A 16,925-nucleotide genomic window follows, 5' to 3' on the forward strand; every position below is an offset into this window, starting at 1 on the left:
GATTTCTCTGGAGATGTTATGAGTCAGCAGGATGCCGCTAAAGAGCAGGCCAACACCCGTAAAAATGTTCGTATCGTTTCGGTTTTCACCGCGGCGGCAATCGGTATTGTCGGCGTACTGGTGATCCTCTACGCCTGGCAGCTACCCCCGTTTACCCGCCACTCGCAGTTTACTGATAATGCCTACGTGCGCGGACAGACGACCTTTATCAGCCCGCAGGTTAACGGCTATATCACTGAGGTGAAGGTGCAGGATTTCGACCGGGTCAAAAAGGGCGAGCTGCTGCTGCAGATTGATGACCGTATCTACCGCCAGCGGGTGCATCAGGCCGAAGCGCAGCTGGCGATGAAGATTGCCGCCCTGAACAACAACCTGCAACAGCGCAAAAGCGCCGAAGCGGTGATCGCCAAAAACGAAGCGGCTCTGAAAAATGCCCGCGCCCAGAGTCTGAAATCCCAGGCGGATTTGAAGCGCGTGAAGGACCTGACGGCGGATGGTTCACTGTCTATCCGTGAGCGCGACGCCGCGCTGGCAAGCGCAGCCCAGGGCAGCGCCGACATTGATCAGGCGAAAGCCACGCTGGAAATGTCGCGCCAGGATCTGCAAACGGTGATCGTCAATCGCGGCGCGCTGGAGGCGGATGTGGAAAACGCCAAAGCGGCGCTGGAGCTGGCGCAAATTGACCTGCAAAACACGCGCATTGTGGCGCCTCGCGACGGCCAGCTTGGTCAGATCGCCGTTCGTCTGGGCGCTTACGTTACCGCCGGAACCCACCTCACCACCCTCGTGCCGCCTCAGCACTGGGTGATCGCCAATATTAAAGAGACGCAGCTGGCGGAGCTTCGGGTGGGTCAGCCGGTGAAATTCACCGTCGATGCGTTAAATGATAAGGCCTATCAGGGCCGCGTGGAGAGCATCTCTCCGGCAACCGGCGTTGAGTTCAGCGCCATCACGCCGGATAACGCCACGGGTAATTTTGTCAAAATTGCCCAGCGTATTCCGGTGCGAATCGAAGTATTGGGTGACCAGGAAGCCTATCAGCTTCTGCGTCCGGGCATGTCGGTGCAGGTGACCATTGATACGCGGGAGGCGAAGCAATGACCCTTCGCCCGATAGCCGTTCTGATGATCATGACCGTGCTGGCCGGTTGCCAGTCGGTTGACGTGAAACCGGCGCAGCCGTCGCTGCACATCCCCACGCAATGGCGAGCAACGGCAGGCCCGGCAAGCCCTGCAGAACAGCTCTGGTGGCGTAATTTCCACGACAATAATCTGAACCGCTATGTGGACCAGGCGCTTAAGAACAACAGCGACGTGCTGATTGCCCGCGAACGGATTAACGAGTATCAGGCGCGGGTCTACGCGGCCGACGGCAGCCTGTTTCCGTCGCTGGATGCTGGCGTCACGGGCACCCGCGCGCGGACACAATCTGCTGCCACCGGTCTGCCGATCTACAGCAGCCTGTATAAAGGCAGCCTCACCGCCAGCTATGATGTCGATATCTGGGGCGTAAACCGCAGCACCGCGAATGCGGCTGAAGCCTCGCTGGACGCGCAGAAAGCCGCGGCGGCGGCAGCAGATCTTACCGTGGCGTCCTCGGTCGCCTCCGGCTATATCACCCTGCTGTCCCTCGATGAACAGCTTCGCGTCACCCGCTCCACGCTGAAGTCCCGGGAAGAGGCATTCACTCTCGCTAAACGCCAGTTTGAAACGGGCTACAGTTCGCGCCTGGAGCTGATGCAGTCCGACTCCGAACTGCGCTCCACGCGGGCGCAGGTTCCCCTGCTGCAGCATCAGATTGCACAGCAGGAGAACGCCCTGAGCCTGCTGCTGGGGAGCAACCCGGGCGAGGTCGCGCGCAGTGAAAGCTTCGCGGCCCTGACGCCCCTGACATTGCCCTCGCAACTGCCCTCCTCGCTGCTTAATCGCCGTCCGGATATTGTGCAGGCTGAAAAGCAACTGGTTGCGGCTGATGCCTCGCTGGCTGCCTCTCGTGCCAGCCTGCTGCCGTCGATCAACCTGACCGCAACCGGATCAATACAGGATCGCACGCTCTCCGGCTTACTCGACAACCCGCTGCAGCTCTGGAGCGTCGGCGGCAGCATTCTTGCTCCGCTGCTCAACCGCCAGGCGCTGAACGCACAGGTGGATATTTCGCAGTCCCAGCGCAACCAGGCGCTTTACAGTTATGAAAAAACCGTCCGTAACGCCTTTGCCGAGGTCAATAACAGTCTTGATGCCATCACGCGCTATCAGGAACAACTGACGGAGCTGCTTGCCCAACAAGATGTGGCGCAAGAGACGCTGCGCATAGCGCAAAACCGCTATCGCAACGGCTATTCGTCGTACCTGGATGTGCTGGATGCCCAGCGCACGCTGTTCTCGGTACAAACCAGCGTCGTGCAGGTCAAAAATAACCTGCTGCTGGCGCAGGTTGATTTGTACAGAGCACTGGGCGGAGGCTGGAGCAACGCGTGACCTGATACCCCACAAGCCCTCTCCGGCATGGAGAGGGCGAAAACCGGATCGCAGCGCAACCCGGTGTTTGCCACTCAGGAGTCAATCTATGCAACAACAGTGGTCTGCAGTCGATAATTACATGATCTCTTCACTCATTCCCGAGGATGATATCCTCCAGCGGGTGCTGGAAAACAACCAGCGAGCTGGTTTACCCGAACATGATGTCGCAGCCAATCAGGGGCAGCTGCTGGCGCTTTTTGTCCGCATGACGCAGGCACGGCGGATCCTTGAAATCGGCACGCTGGGCGCCTACAGCACTATCTGGATGGCGCGTGCGCTGCCACCTGACGGGAAGTTGATCACCCTCGAAGCGGACCCCATCCATGCCCGTGTTGCACGTCAGAATATCCAGCTGGCGGGGCTCAGCGATCGGATTGAGCTCATTGAAGGCCCGGCGCTGCACTCTCTTGAACACGTCGGTGATGTTCCACCGTTCGACCTGATCTTTATCGATGCCGATAAACCAAACAATCCGGGGTATCTGGAGTGGGCATTGTACTACTCGCGCCCGGGAACGCTGATCGTCGGGGATAATGTGGTTCGGGACGGCGAAGTGATTAACGCGCAAAGCGACGATGCCCGCGTACAGGGCGTCAGACGATTTATTGAGATGATCGGGGATAACCCGCGCCTGACGGCGACCGCGCTACAAACGGTGGGCAGTAAAGGATGGGATGGCTTTACCCTGGCCGTGGTGAATCGCTAAACGCAGATGCCCTCTCTCACAGAGAGAGGGCGAACACCCGACGTTACGCCGAAATCTGCTCCATTGCCTGCAAAATACGCTTATCCGAAATGGGATACGGCGTACCGAGCTGCTGGGCAAAGAAGCTGACGCGCAGCTCTTCGATCATCCAGCGGATCGCCTGCACGTCTTCATCATCACGGCGCGCTGGCGGCAATTTGTTAAGCCACTGCTGCCATGCCTTCTGCACGCTTTCCACTTTCAGCATCTGCGCGCGGTCACGATGCGGATCGATAGCCATTTTCTCCAGACGTTTTTCGATCGCCTGCAGATAACGCAACGTATCGCCAAGGCGTTTGAAGCCGTTGCCGGTAACGAATCCACGGTACACTAACCCGGCCATCTGCGCTTTCACGTCCGACAGCCCCAGCGCCATGGTCATATCCACGCGCCCTTTCAGGCGTTTGTTGATATTGAACACGGTGGTGAGGATCTGCTCGACCTGTTTCGCAATGTCGACCACGGTGTCGTTCAGTTCTGCCCTGACTTTCTCATGCAGTACCGCAAACTCCGCTTCTGACCAGACCGGACCGCCCGCCTCGTGAATAAGCTTGTCCACGCCACAGGAGATGCAGTCGTCAATCAGATCCAGCACTTTACCGTACGGGTTAAAGTAGAGGCCAAGCTTGGCTTTGTTCGGTAACTTCTCGTGCAGATATTTAATCGGTGACGGAATATTAAGCAGCAGCAAACGACGCAGACCACGCCACATCATCTGCTGTTGTTCCTGTGGATTATCAAAGAGTTTGATGGCCACGCTGTCACGCTCATCCACCAGTGCAGGCCAGGCCTTCACCCTGTAGTTGCCGCGTTTTTGCTCATAGCTTTCCGGAAGCTCTCCAAAGCTCCAGATGTGCAATCCGCTCTGCTCGATACCGTCATCAGCCACCGCAGAAAGCGTCTCCTGGACTTTACCTTTCAGCGCCTCTTTCAGTTCGGTCAGCGATCGGCCTTCCTGCAGCTTTTTGTTTTTGTCGTCCACCACGCGGAAGCTGATTTTCAGGTGATCGGGCACCTGATCCCAGTGCCAGTCGTCGCGGTCGACGGTTACGCCCGTCATGCGCCTGAGCTCACGCTCCAGCGAATCCAGCAGCGGCAACTCCAGCGGCGTTACGCGGCCTAAAAACGCTTCGGCATAGTTTGGCGCAGGCACAAAGTTACGACGCACCGGTTTTGGCAGCGATTTGATCAGCGCAATCACCAGCTCGCGACGCAGCCCTGGAATTTGCCACTCGAATCCGCTCTCTTCGACCTGGTTTAACAGCGGCAGCGGAATGTGTACGGTGACGCCATCCGCATCCGCGCCCGGCTCAAACTGATAGGTCAGACGCAGCTTGAGAGAGCCCTGATGCCAGAAGTTCGGGTAATCGAGTTTGCTGACCGACTCCGCCCCCTCTTTGATCAACATGCTCTTTTCAAAGTTGAGCAGGTCCGGCGTCTCTTTGCTGGCCTTCTTCCACCAGATGTCGAAGTGGCGGGCAGAAATCACATCGTGGCTGATACGCTGGTCGTAAAACTCAAACAGCGCCTCGTCGTCGACCAGAATGTCGCGGCGACGGGATTTATGCTCAAGCTCTTCCACTTCGGCACGCAGTTTGAGGTTTTCACGGAAGAACGCATGACGCGTCTGCCAGTCGCCCTCCACCAGCGCGTGACGAATAAACAACTCGCGGCACAACGCGGGGTCTATCTGGCTGTAGTTAACCTTGCGCGCGCCAACCACCGGCAAACCGTAAACGGTCACTTTTTCGGTCGCCATCACCGCGCCCTGCGCGCGCTCCCAGTGCGGTTCACTGTATGAGCGCTTCAGCAGGTGCTGGGCAACAGGTTCAACCCATTCGGGATCAATGCGCGCCGCAATGCGGCCCCACAGGCGGCTGGTTTCCACCAGTTCGGCCACCATGGTCCATTTAGGCGGTTTCTTGAATAAACCGGACCCCGGGAAGATGGAGAAACGGGCGTTACGCGCCCCGGTATACTCCTGCTTGTCGGCATCCTTCATCCCGATATGGGAGAGCAGACCGGTCAGCAACGCAATGTGAATTTCGCGGTACTCCGCCGGTTCACTGTTAACCGGAATGCCCAGCTCTTTCACCACCTGACGCAGCTGCGTGTAGATATCCTGCCACTCGCGCACGCGCAGATAATTGAGGAAATCGACGCGGCACTGGCGGCGGAACTGGTTCGACGACAGCGCTTTCTGCTGCTCGCCGAGGTAGTTCCACAGGTTCACAAAGGCGAGGAAGTCGGACTCTTTATCGTGGAACCGACGGTGTTTTTCATCAGACGCCTGCTGCTTGTCCATCGGACGCTCGCGCGGATCCTGAATCGAGAGCGCGGAGGTAATGATCATCGCTTCACGCACACAGCCGTGTTTCTGTGCTTCCAGCACCATGCGCGCCAGACGCGGGTCAACCGGCAGCTGGCTGAGCTGACGACCCAGCGGCGTCAGTTTGTAGGCGCTAGCCTGCTCGTCGGTGGTGATGGCACCCAGCTCTTCCAGCAGGCGCACGCCGTCCTGAATATTGCGCTTGTCCGGCGCTTCGACAAACGGGAACGCGGCGATGTCGCCAAGCCCTAGCGCAGTCATCTGCAGGATGACCGACGCCAGGTTGGTGCGCAGAATTTCCGGGTCGGTAAACTCCGGTCGCGACAGGAAATCGTCCTCGGAATAGAGGCGAATACAGATCCCTTCCGACACACGGCCGCAGCGGCCTTTACGCTGATTAGCGGAAGCCTGAGAAACCGGCTCAATTGGCAGGCGCTGCACTTTGGTGCGGTAGCTGTAGCGGCTGATACGCGCCGTACCCGGGTCAATCACATATTTGATGCCCGGCACGGTAAGCGAGGTTTCCGCCACGTTGGTGGCCAGCACAATACGACGTCCGCTGTGCGGCTGAAACACGCGGTTTTGTTCGCTGTTTGACAGGCGCGCATACAGCGGCAGAATTTCGGTATGGCGAAGATCGCGCTTGCTGAGGGCGTCAGCGGTATCGCGGATTTCCCGTTCGCCGCTCAGGAAAATCAGAATGTCACCCGCGCTTTCATTTCCCAGCTCGTCGACGGCATCAAAGATGGCCTGCAGCTGGTCGCGCTCGGTATCGTCCGCGTCTTCCACTATCGGGCGATAGCGCACCTCCACCGGATACGTTCGGCCAGAGACCTCGATAATCGGCGCATTGTTGAAATGCTTTGAGAAACGCTCCGGATCGATGGTGGCGGAAGTGATGATAATTTTCAGGTCCGGGCGACGCGGTAACAATTCTTTCAGATACCCGAGCAGGAAGTCGATATTCAGGCTGCGTTCGTGCGCTTCATCGATAATGATCGTGTCGTACTGCATCAGCAGACGATCCTGCTGGATTTCCGCCAGCAGAATACCGTCAGTCATCAGTTTGACCATGGTGTTATCGCTAACGTGGTCGCTGAATCGCACCTTATACCCAATGCAGCCGCCGGGCTGCGTTTGCAGCTCTTCGGCAATACGGTTCGCCACGGTACGCGCCGCCAGACGACGCGGCTGGGTGTGACCAATCAGCCCTTTCACCCCACGCCCCAGCTCCATACAAATTTTCGGCAGCTGAGTGGTTTTCCCTGAACCGGTTTCCCCTGCGACAATCACCACCTGGTGGTCGCGCACGGCGTCAAGAATGTCCTGTTTTTTCTGACTGACCGGCAGGTTTTCCGGGTAGGTAATCTCCGGACGTGCGGCTTCGCGCAGCACGACTTTCCCTGCCGCCTGTTCAATCTCTTTCGCCATCTCCTGATAAATGGCCTGTTGTGCATCAGGATTTTTAACCTTCTTCACCCCGTGCAGACGGCGGGCAAACCGCTGTTTATCACGCAGCATCAGTGAATCAAGCTGTTGCAGGAGCATCGGGAAGGTTAATTTTTGTTGTTCTGTCATAGCGTTAACGGGCAGTGCACTGCCGGGTAAAATCTCTTTTTAATGATTGCTATAGAGTATCACATTGGCGCTTTGAGTGCCTTATTCAAAAAATTCGAACATAGACTTCGATATATTGCGCTATCCCTGCGACAGGATTGTGAATAGAGTGTCAACAAGCAACGGGGCAACCCCCTTCAATCAAATGCAAAAACAGGAATCACCCATGAGCAAAGTATTAGTATTGAAATCCAGTATTCTGGCAGGGTACTCACAGTCTGGTCAGCTCTCTGACTACTTCGTTGAACAGTGGCGTGAACAGCATTCTGCTGATGAAATCACCGTGCGTGACCTGGCTGCAAACCCGATTCCTGTGCTGGATGGCGAACTGGTTGGCGCGCTGCGTCCGAGCGACGCTCCCCTGACGCCACGTCAGCAGGAAGCCCTGGCCCTCTCTGACGAGCTGATTGCTGAACTGCAGGCGCACGACGTTATCGTGATCAACGCGCCAATGTACAACTTCAACATCCCTACTCAGCTGAAGAACTACTTCGACCTGGTTGCCCGTGCCGGCGTAACCTTCCGTTACACTGAAAACGGTCCTGAAGGTCTGGTGAAAGGTAAGCGTGCGATTGTACTGACCAGCCGTGGCGGTATTCACAAAGACACCCCAACTGACCTGGTTGCACCGTACCTGACTCTGTTCCTGGGCTTCATCGGTATCACCGACGTGAATTTCGTGTTTGCTGAAGGTATTGCCTACGGCCCGGAAGTTGCGACCAAAGCGCAGACCGACGCGAAAGCCGCTATCGACAGCCTCGTAGCCGCTTAATCATCCCCCTCTCACCGCCCGGTGGGAGGGTTTCTTTCTGTCCCCACCGCTAAAAATTCGCTATCATCCGCACCCACTCTTCTGTCGGGCCGTCTGATGTCTGCGATTATAGATTCTTTTATTGCCCCACCGTGTCACGACGAGATCGAGATCCTCTGGCAGGACGAACATCTGGTCCTGATTAATAAGCCTTCCGGTCTGCTCAGCCTTTCAGGCAAAAATCCGCAAAACCGCGATTCCGTGCATTATCGACTGGTACAGACGTTTCCCGGCTGCACGCTGGTGCATCGTCTGGATTTCGGTACATCCGGGCTGATGGTGATTGCGCGCAATAAAGCGATTAACGCCGCCCTCTGTCACCAGTTTAGCCAGCGCGCCGTGCGAAAGGTATACAGCGCCCTGCTTTGCGGGCATGTGGAACACGACGAGGGCGTGATTGATGCCCCGATTGCTAAAGATCCGGCGCTGTTCCCGCTGATGTCGATTTGTGCAATTACCGGCAAACCCGCACGCTCACGCTATCAGGTGATGGACCGGTTTTATGATGCGGCACTGCCGTTGACGCGGGTCAGACTGACCCCGGAGACCGGGCGAACCCACCAGCTGCGTATTCACTGCCAGCAGTTGGGCTACCCTATTTTAGGCTGCGATCTGTATGGTGGTCTTGCCCTGCCGGGCACCGAACAGATACCGCGGCTGATGCTGCACGCCAGCGAGCTGGATTTTGTGCATCCGGTGAGCGCAGAGGCAATTAACGCCCGTCACGCCGCACCGTTTTAAGCGCGGCTTACCACATCAAATCGTCAGGAATTTTGAAATCTGCGTACGGATCGTCTTCATCCTGCTCTTCCTGACTCAGGGCGCTGTTTAACACGATACTCTCGGCATCGCGCTGGGCGATTTTATCGGCCACCACTGCCGGGATAATCGCATAGTCGCAGTCGCCATTGGCATTAATCACCAGACGCGCAATCGCCAGGCGGCCATTGATCAGCTGGGCCTGCGTCTGCTTGTCGACCTCGATTTTTTTGATGAGATTGCCGTCGGTAAAGTTAAAGGCGATGGTGCCTCTGGTCACGGTGATGCGGTTCATTTCGATCAGCTGCTTGACCTGCGCTTTAAACTCTTTCGCCAGCGTCGCCTGCTTCTGCTGCTCGCTCAGCTGCTTGTCACGCTCGAGCTGCGCTTTTTTATTCTCTTCTACTGCTTCCCTTGCTTCACGGGCCTGAACGCGCGATTTCTTGGCCGTGCGCTGAACTTTAGCCATCTTTTTACTGCTGACTAAGCCTGCTTTCAGCATCTGCTCTTGTAGGGTGAGTTTTGTCATGATCGTTTCTAAACCGTGTTGAAATTTTGGGGATTATACCTGGAAAGGCGCTGTTCATGAAGATAGCTCATGTTGCAGTGAAATTAAGTCACTTCCCCTCCGTCACGGGCTCAGGCATAAATTATGCATTGGTAACTTCTTAGCAACAAGAACTTAGGATGTATAACGACGATGAGTAATGCTTTTACATTTAGCCTTAAGCGTAGTTGCTTTGATGAAAATTATAACCCTTCAGAAAATACGCGTACCACCACCAACTTCGCCAACCTGGCCCGTGGCGAAAAACGCCAGCAAAACCTGCGTAATACGCTGGTGATGATGAATAACCGTTTTAACGCGTTAGCGCGCTGGGACAACCCAAAAGCCGATCGCTATGCGCTCGAACTGGACATTATTTCTGTGGATTTGCATATCGGCGCTGAGAAGCCCTTCCCGGCTATCGAAATATTGCAGACAACGATCGTTGATAAAAAGACCCATGAGCGCATCGACGGTATCGTTGGAAATAATTTCTCGTCCTATGTCCGCGATTATGATTTCAGCGTCTTGCTGCCGGAGCACAATAAAAATCAGTCCCGCTTCGCGATCCCGGATAATTTTGGTGAGCTGCACGGCACTATTTTCCGGCATTTCGTTAACTCACCTGAATACAAAGAGAACTTCAAAAAGGCACCGGTGATCTGCCTGAGCGTCTCCAGCAAAGACACCTACCGCCGCACGGGCAACCAGCACCCGGTGCTGGGCATCGAGTATCGTCCGGACGGTACATCCTTAACCGAGCAGTACTTCGGGAAAATGGGTCTGCAGGTTCGTTACTTTATGCCTGAGAATAGCGCAGCGCCGTTTGCGTTTTATTTCACCGGCGATTTATTACGGGATTACACCAACCTGGAGTTGATTAGCACCATCAGCACCATGGAGACTTTCCAGAAAATTTATCGCCCTGAAATTTACAATGCGAACTCGACCGCCGGAGAATGCTACCAGCCCGATCTGAATCATGAGGATCATTCATTAACAAAAATTGTTTATGACCGTGAAGAACGCAGCCGGCTGGCAATTGAACAGGGCAAATTTACGGAAGCGTATTTCATCAAGCCCTATAAACCTCTTCTTGAGCAGTGGTCAGGTCACAACACGCTTTAATTAATCGATAATAAAGGTCTTCTACTATGAAAACATTGCTCCCGACTTCAACGGCTGGCAGTTTGCCTAAGCCAACCTGGCTTGCGCAACCCGAAACGCTCTGGTCGCCATGGAAATTGCAGGATCAGGAATTACTTGCCGGTAAACAGGATGCGCTGCGTTTATCTCTGGATGAGCAGATCCGTGCGGGCATTGATATTGTCAGCGACGGCGAACAGACTCGTCAGCACTTCGTCACCACCTTTATTGAACACCTCAGCGGCGTTGATTTTGAGAACCGCCAGACCGTGCGAATTCGTAACCGCTATGACGCGAGCGTGCCGACCGTGGTGGATGCCGTCGCGCGTCAAAAACCGGTGTTCGTTGATGACGCAAAGTATTTACGTCAGCTCACGGATAAACCGATCAAGTGGGCTCTGCCCGGCCCGATGACCATGATCGACACCCTCTATGACGCTCACTATAAAAGCCGCGAAAAGTTGGCCTGGGAATTTGCCAAAATTCTCAACCAGGAAGCGAGGGAGTTAGAAGCGGCAGGCGTTGATATCATCCAGTTTGATGAACCGGCCTTTAACGTGTTTTTTGATGAGGTGAACGACTGGGGTATTGCCGCGCTGGAACGCGCCATCGAAGGTTTGCGCTGCCAGACCGCGGTCCATATCTGCTACGGGTATGGCATCAAAGCCAATACCGACTGGAAAAAAACGCTCGGTTCAGAATGGCGGCAGTATGAAGAAGCCTTCCCTAAACTGCAGACGTCCAATATCGACATCGTCTCGCTGGAGTGCCACAACTCCCGCGTACCGATGGACCTGCTGGAACTGATCCGCGGCAAAAAGGTGATGGTGGGTGCCATTGACGTGGCGACCAATACCATTGAGACGCCAGAGGAAGTGGCCGATACGCTGCGTAAAGCACTGCAGTTTGTCGATGCCGACAAGCTGTGGCCATCAACAAACTGCGGGATGGCCCCGCTCTCACGTCAGGTAGCCAACGGAAAGCTCAACGCCCTGAGCGCCGGCGCCGACATTATCCGTAAAGAACTCGGCGCATAATCGCTACGTCTGCCAGTAAGGCGGGGTGCCGAAACGCGCCACGTAATGATCAATCACCGCCCTGACGTTCAGGGGCGGATGACGGGCGTGAGGATAGATCGCCGCAATGTTCAGCGGCTCGGTATTTATGGCGCACTCCCGTTCCGCGAGGAGTGCGACCAGTTCCCCCTTCTGCAGTCTGTCGCCAATCAACCAGTCCGGAAACAGCACGATCCCCATCCCGCCCAGCGCGGCAATGAGCAGCGACTCCGCATTATTGGAGGTCATCAGCGGCACCACGGGGTAATGCACCCAGGCTTCCCCCTGACCTCGCACCAGCCAGCGATTGGGACCTGACGACCCGCGGTAGACCAGGCACCGGTGACGACTGAGGTCATCCGGCCCGTCTGGCACACCGTGTTTTCGCAAATAGTCCGGCGACGCGGCCAGATGGTAACGCTGCTGGCCAAAAACCCGCGCGTGAAAGGTTGAATCCGTCAGCATGCCGATGCGAAAGATAACGTCGGCGGCATCTTTGTGCGGGTCGATAAAGTCATCGGTCAGCGTCAGCTCTATATTCAGCCGGGGATACCGCGCCGCCAGTGCAGGCAGGCCAGGGGCAACGTGTCGCTGCCCAAAGTACACCGGGCCATTTATGCGCAGCGTGCCGGAAGGCTCCGTCGAACGCTCATCCAGCTCCCGACGCGCCTCCTCCAGGCTTTCGACCATCGCTCTGGCGTAGCGGATAAAAAGGTGGCCGCTTTCCGTTGGGATCACCGCCCGGGTATTACGATAGAAAAGCTGCTGGCCGAGCGCATCCTCAAGCTGATGGATAACGCGTGAAACCTGCGAAGCAGACATCCCCTCCCGCCGGGCGACCACAGAAAAGTTTTGCGCTTCGTAAACCGCAATAAAAACCCGCAGCGAGCGGATATTCATATTTCCGGCATCAACCATTAGTGCATTTCCTGCAAAGGTGTTTCCTGCATTATGGCATTTTTCTCATCGATGTTCAGGGCTAGTCTGTTTCGCCTTCAGAACGTAGAGATAATGAATATGCAATGGATGTTAATTTTACTGGTTATTCTCGGCGGCATGGGCCTCTCCGTAGAGGCTGGCTTGCTGGGGCCACTGGGTGGGGAAGTCGGCGATTTATGGGCCACGTTCAGTATTTTCGGTACAGGTGCCGCGCTGACGTTTCTGCTGATGCTGTTTTTCAGCCCGCGTAACAGCCCGTCGTTTTTCGCGCAGCCCGCATGGCAACTGCTCGGCGGCGTACTCGGGCCCGTTTACGTCGTCATTTTGACCCTCGCCACGCCGGCCATCGGCATTGCCCTGACGATGATTGGCATTCTGGCAGGTCAGGTCTTTAAGAGTCTTATTATTGACCACTATGGGTTGCTGGGCACCACGCCCAGAAAGATTAACGGTAAACGCATCATCGCGCTGCTTTTCATCATTGCCGCGCTGATTCTGGTTGCACAGGGGTAACAAAATGACACTGATTATGATTATGTTGGCAGTGTGTGGCGGTGCGACGCTGAGCATCCAGGCCGCCATCAACGGACAGCTGGGAAGCAGCGTGGGCGTCTTTAAAAGCGCGTTTCTGACGTTTTCCGTTGGTGCGCTGGTCACCGCCCTGCTGATCTTCTTCTTTGAACCCAAACAGGCCGTTACCCTGATGGACGTGCCCAAATGGCAGCTGCTCGGTGCCCTGTTCGGCGTGCCCTACATTGTGATAATGGTACTGGCGGTACAACGTATCGGTACCGCCGTCGCCACGGTCGCGGTGATCTTCGGCCAGCTCACCATGAGCATGTTGATTGACAGCTTTGGCTGGCTGGGTAACGCCGTCATTCCGTTTTCGCTGAGCCGTCTCGGGGCCATCGTCTGCCTGGCCATTGCGCTGATCTTCATCTACCTCAGCAGCAAAACCCCAGCCGAACCGGCGCCCGGGAGCGAGTAACGTCACGCCTTGCGGGTAAAGAACAGCGTCACCGTGGCGACGGTGACGCCCAGTTTCTTCAGCTCTGTTTTATTGAACAGATGGGTTTCATCCTGCAGGTACATCCAGTCGTCAAAGTGCAGCAGCCATGTGCTGCCATTGGCTTTCACCTGCATGCTGTAATGCCAGTTGAAGGCGTTTCCCGCCGCCTGCCCGGTCGCCACCCCTTCGATATCCCCTGCCGTGCCTTCGTAGCGATCGCCCCCCATCCGTCGGATATGCCATACCCGCTGCTGCTTTTCGCCGTCGTCATAGACGAAATGTTCATTGAGCGTCAGCGTATCGCCGATAACGTCCCCGGCAATCTCAACGTGAAACCGGCGCAACTGTTTACCGCTGCGATCCTGCACCATGCCCCACGCTTCGGTTTTCCCCTGAAAATAGCGGAAGATATCCAGCTTCGGCTGCTGCTGACGGTATTCCGTCACCTCTGTACTGCAGCCAGCCAGCAGCATCGTTACCGCCAGCGCGATGACCAGTATACGTTTCATTGTTGCCCTCCTGTCAGCTGCTGACGCAGCGCGGGATATTGCGTGCGGGGACTGAGCCAGATTGCCAGAAAGCGCGTGCTGAACGCGGCGGACTGACGTGGTCCCAGTGGAATAAAGTTTTTCTGCGCCGCCGAAGCGCGGTACCAGAACTGCCCCTGCCTGTCGGTGACCACAAACGCCAACTGGCTGCCCGGCCCAACATCGGGCCAGAGCGACTGGAGCATACGCAGCCAGGCTTCGCTTTGGGGCTCCTGCTCGAGGATCCCCTGCGCCTGCCACTGATCGCGCGTTGCCTCAACCAGGTCGTCACGGTCGATTTCACGCGCGTAAGTGATGATCAACGCCCGATCCCCGCTCTCCCCGCTGTAACGCCCCTCCGGCGTGCGAAGCTGTGAGGTATAGACGGTGAACGGCCCCCAGGTCAGCGTGGCGTCACCGACCTTGCGCCAGGTCAGCCAGTCGGCAGCCTGAGCCACGGGGGACAGGATTATCAGTAAGAGAAGCAGTGCCGCAGCTCTCATTTTTGTCTCCCCACCAGCAGATGGAAAAACAGCATCAAAACCAGCCAGCCCGGTGCCATCCAACTGATGACAATAAAGGTCGGCTCCAGAAAAGTAATGGCGCCAAGCCGTTCGCCAATCAGATAGGCGACAGGCCCGCCCACGGTTGCCAGCAGGGTCAGCAGCCAGCCGGGTAATGTTGTTGTGCGCGTCAGCTGAGTCCAGACGGTGGCGAACATCAGCCACAGTGCCACCATCCACAGCGGCATCAGTGACTCACCCGTAAACGCAAGCAGGCCCGTCAACGCCCAGAGCGTATCCAGCAGGCTCCCTGCCGCGGCCAGCGCAATGGCGTAAAGTCGGTACGCGGACGGCAACAGCAGGCAGGCCACAACCGCCAGCACGATCCAGATAATCAGGCCCTGCTCGCGAAAGAGCACCACCAGCGCCCAGTAAAAATCGAACGCGATAGCCAGCAGAAAGACCTGCAAATAATGTTTCATACGCGCTCGGCGGTCAGTTGCACCACGCTGATGGTGCGGGCGTTAAACCCGGCTTCGCAGTAGCCGAGGTAGTACAGCCACATCCGACGAAACCGCTCATCGAACCCAAGCTTTTCAATCTCCTGCCATGCATGCACGAAGCGCTGGCGCCAGAGAGCCAGCGTGCGGGCATAGTCGGGCCCCATATCAAAGAGATTGCGCATCACGAAATCGGTGTGGCGCGTCATAAGCTCATTCATGGCGGTGATGCTTGGTAAAAAACCGCCGGGAAAAATGTAGCGCTGGATAAAATCGACGTTTTTGCTGTAGTCGCGATAGCGCTGGTCCTGAATGGTGATGGCCTGTATTGCCATACGACCTCCCGGTCGCAGCCTGGCCTGACAGGTGCGGAAGAAGGTTGGCAGATAGCGCTGCCCCACGGCCTCAATCATCTCTATCGAGACCAGCTTGTCGTACTCTCCGGTGAGGTCGCGGTAATCGCACAGCAGTACCTCAACGCGATCCTGCAACCCGGCGCGGACAATCCGTTCTTTCGCCCAGAGATACTGCTCCTGCGACAGCGTCGTGGTGGTCACCCGACAGCCATAATGACGGGCGGCATATTCCGCCATCGCGCCCCAGCCGGTGCCAATTTCCAGCAGGTGATCATTGGCGTTCAGCGCCAGCTGATCGCACAGGCGAGCCATTTTGGCCTGTTGAGCCGTCGTGAGATCCTGCTCATCTGCGGTGAACAGCGCACTGGAGTAAAGCAACTCGTTGTCCAGAAAATGGGCATAGAAGGTGTTACCCAGATCGTAATGCGCGGCAATATTTTCGCGGGCCTGGGCGCGTGAGTTTCGCCGCGTCCAGTGACGAAGCCGTTCAAGCGGCCTGCTGAACAGGCGAAATCCCTTTTCCAGCCGGCCAAGCACCTGCCCGTTAAGCGCCAGGATCTCAAGCAATGGCGTGAGCTGTGTGGTTTCCCATTCGCCATCCATCCAGGCCTCAGCGGCGGCGAGGCTGCCCCCCCTTAAGACACGCCAGTACACGCCCGGGCTCAGGATCTGAACGTCAGCATGCAGCGCAGCGGATGTCTCGCCGAAATGGAACGTCTGCGCACCCTCACGCAGGGTCAGCGAGCCGCCGCGGATACCGCTTAACAGACGAAACAGCAGCCAGCGCGCGATGCGGACGTTGCGCGGGATATCGGGTTCAAGCGCAAAGACGGGATCGGTCATGAGCGTTCACTCCTGCTGACGGGATGGTTATACAGCGGCACGCGCTTGAGCCACAGCCGCAGCGCCTGCCAGTAAATAGCGAAAACGGTTTTGAGGGTCATCAGTGGAATGCGCAGCAGCAGCGACCGCAGTGCCGCCCGGGTAAGCGGCTCCCGGCGTAGCGCCAGCGTGGCGTCAAACACCTTCGCTTCCTGATGGTTTTCAATGTGCATATGCAACGAGTCGTCAGGCGGGTTAAAGCGCCAGTGGTAAACCATGTCCATCGGGTTAAAAGGGGAAACATGAAACGCTTTTTCTGTGGGACGCGCATCCTGCCCATTCACCGCGTAGTAATGACGCTCATTCCAAGGGGTATTGCGAACTTCCGCCAGCACCCAGCGCAGCGTCTCCGCCCGGTCATAGCAGTAGTAAAAGTTGACCGGATTAAAATGGAATCCGAAGTAGCGCAGCTGCGTCAGGAGCATAACCCGCCCCTGCGGCCGTTCTCCGGTCAGGCTTTCAAGCCTGGTGAGGACATTCTCTTTAAGCGGCGTGCCCAGCGGATAATCCGCATCATGGAACGAAGCGGCGGCAACACGATTGCGACGAACCCCGACCGCGGGCAACGTCTCCAGCTCATCGAGATCGAGCCAGGCCATAAAGACGCTGTAGCGGAACTGGTGCGCTTTCGGCCGGAAGCGACGATGGCGTAAGACACCGTGATAGAGGCAGCTGTTCATT

Annotated in this window: 17 protein-coding genes; 9 read left to right on the plus strand and 8 right to left on the minus strand. The window is 56.7% G+C overall.

What is annotated here, in order from left to right; translation table 11 throughout:
• The first annotated feature begins 18 nt into the window (after positions 1-18).
• From L466_RS09420 to L466_RS09410, 3 genes are all read left to right on the plus strand, one after another.
• Complete coding sequence (locus L466_RS09420; RefSeq protein WP_014169974.1) at positions 19-1,101, plus strand: HlyD family secretion protein; 1,083 nt, start codon at positions 19-21, stop codon at positions 1,099-1,101.
• Positions 1,098-2,477, plus strand: coding sequence for an efflux transporter outer membrane subunit (locus tag L466_RS09415; protein WP_032681064.1), 1,380 nt, complete (start codon positions 1,098-1,100; stop codon positions 2,475-2,477). The genes L466_RS09420 and L466_RS09415 overlap by 4 nt, the downstream gene beginning before the upstream one ends.
• 88 nt (positions 2,478-2,565) lie before the next feature.
• Complete coding sequence (locus tag L466_RS09410; RefSeq protein WP_032681065.1) at positions 2,566-3,225, plus strand: O-methyltransferase; 660 nt, start codon at positions 2,566-2,568, stop codon at positions 3,223-3,225.
• Positions 3,226-3,268: 43 nt separating this feature from the next.
• Here L466_RS09410 and hrpA read toward each other — a convergent pair whose 3' ends face one another.
• Positions 3,269-7,171 (minus strand): ATP-dependent RNA helicase HrpA, encoded by a 3,903-nt coding sequence (gene hrpA / locus L466_RS09405; protein ID WP_032681066.1) that lies wholly within the window; start codon positions 7,169-7,171, stop codon positions 3,269-3,271.
• 205 nt (positions 7,172-7,376) lie between these two features.
• On the opposite strand from hrpA, the gene azoR reads away from it, so the two are divergent.
• Together azoR and L466_RS09395 are read left to right on the plus strand one after the other, a co-directional pair.
• Positions 7,377-7,982 (plus strand): FMN-dependent NADH-azoreductase, encoded by a 606-nt coding sequence (gene azoR, locus L466_RS09400; protein WP_017693462.1) that lies wholly within the window; start codon positions 7,377-7,379, stop codon positions 7,980-7,982.
• A gap of 96 nt (positions 7,983-8,078) precedes the next feature.
• The gene (locus L466_RS09395; RefSeq protein WP_032678112.1) at positions 8,079-8,762 is read left to right on the plus strand and encodes an RluA family pseudouridine synthase; all 684 of its coding nucleotides are present in this window, start codon (positions 8,079-8,081) and stop codon (positions 8,760-8,762) included.
• 7 nt (positions 8,763-8,769) lie between these two features.
• Here L466_RS09395 and L466_RS09390 read toward each other — a convergent pair whose 3' ends face one another.
• The gene (locus tag L466_RS09390; protein ID WP_014169968.1) at positions 8,770-9,309 is read right to left on the minus strand and encodes a DUF2058 domain-containing protein; all 540 of its coding nucleotides are present in this window, start codon (positions 9,307-9,309) and stop codon (positions 8,770-8,772) included.
• Between the two features lie 171 nt (positions 9,310-9,480).
• On the opposite strand from L466_RS09390, the gene L466_RS09385 reads away from it, so the two are divergent.
• Together L466_RS09385 and L466_RS09380 are read left to right on the plus strand one after the other, a co-directional pair.
• Entirely contained in the window at positions 9,481-10,455 is a 975-nt protein-coding gene (locus L466_RS09385; RefSeq protein WP_014169967.1) for a DUF1852 domain-containing protein, read from the plus strand.
• A 26-nt stretch (positions 10,456-10,481) separates the two neighbouring features.
• A complete protein-coding gene (locus tag L466_RS09380; protein ID WP_032681068.1) occupies positions 10,482-11,510 on the plus strand; it encodes a methionine synthase in 1,029 nt (342 codons plus the stop codon).
• Positions 11,511-11,513: 3 nt separating this feature from the next.
• Here the strand turns inward: L466_RS09380 and L466_RS09375 are convergent, their stop codons facing one another.
• Positions 11,514-12,446 (minus strand): LysR family transcriptional regulator, encoded by a 933-nt coding sequence (locus L466_RS09375; RefSeq protein ID WP_032681069.1) that lies wholly within the window; start codon positions 12,444-12,446, stop codon positions 11,514-11,516.
• 99 nt (positions 12,447-12,545) lie between these two features.
• Here L466_RS09375 and L466_RS09370 point away from each other — a divergent pair, with 99 nt between their 5' ends.
• Both L466_RS09370 and L466_RS09365 read left to right on the plus strand, forming a co-directional pair.
• Entirely contained in the window at positions 12,546-12,980 is a 435-nt protein-coding gene (locus tag L466_RS09370) for a DMT family transporter (RefSeq protein WP_032682002.1), read from the plus strand.
• 4 nt (positions 12,981-12,984) lie between these two features.
• Positions 12,985-13,455 (plus strand): DMT family transporter, encoded by a 471-nt coding sequence (locus L466_RS09365; RefSeq protein ID WP_032681070.1) that lies wholly within the window; start codon positions 12,985-12,987, stop codon positions 13,453-13,455.
• Between the two features lie 2 nt (positions 13,456-13,457).
• Here the strand turns inward: L466_RS09365 and L466_RS09360 are convergent, their stop codons facing one another.
• From L466_RS09360 to L466_RS09340, 5 genes are read right to left on the minus strand one after another with little or no spacing between them, the layout of a single operon-like run.
• A complete protein-coding gene (locus tag L466_RS09360) occupies positions 13,458-13,985 on the minus strand; it encodes a DUF3833 domain-containing protein (protein WP_032681071.1) in 528 nt (175 codons plus the stop codon).
• Entirely contained in the window at positions 13,982-14,506 is a 525-nt protein-coding gene (locus L466_RS09355; protein WP_032681072.1) for a hypothetical protein, read from the minus strand. Before L466_RS09355 ends, L466_RS09360 begins: the two co-directional genes overlap by 4 nt.
• Entirely contained in the window at positions 14,503-14,988 is a 486-nt protein-coding gene (locus L466_RS09350; protein ID WP_014169960.1) for a DUF2878 domain-containing protein, read from the minus strand. Before L466_RS09350 ends, L466_RS09355 begins: the two co-directional genes overlap by 4 nt.
• The gene (locus L466_RS09345) at positions 14,985-16,205 is read right to left on the minus strand and encodes an SAM-dependent methyltransferase (protein ID WP_032681073.1); all 1,221 of its coding nucleotides are present in this window, start codon (positions 16,203-16,205) and stop codon (positions 14,985-14,987) included. The genes L466_RS09350 and L466_RS09345 overlap by 4 nt, the downstream gene beginning before the upstream one ends.
• Entirely contained in the window at positions 16,202-16,924 is a 723-nt protein-coding gene (locus tag L466_RS09340; RefSeq protein WP_014169958.1) for a DUF1365 domain-containing protein, read from the minus strand. Before L466_RS09340 ends, L466_RS09345 begins: the two co-directional genes overlap by 4 nt.
• Position 16,925: the final 1 nt, after the last annotated feature.

It is taken from the genome of Enterobacter sp. BIDMC 30 (genome assembly GCF_000534355.1).
GTDB lineage: Bacteria > Pseudomonadota > Gammaproteobacteria > Enterobacterales > Enterobacteriaceae > Enterobacter > Enterobacter ludwigii.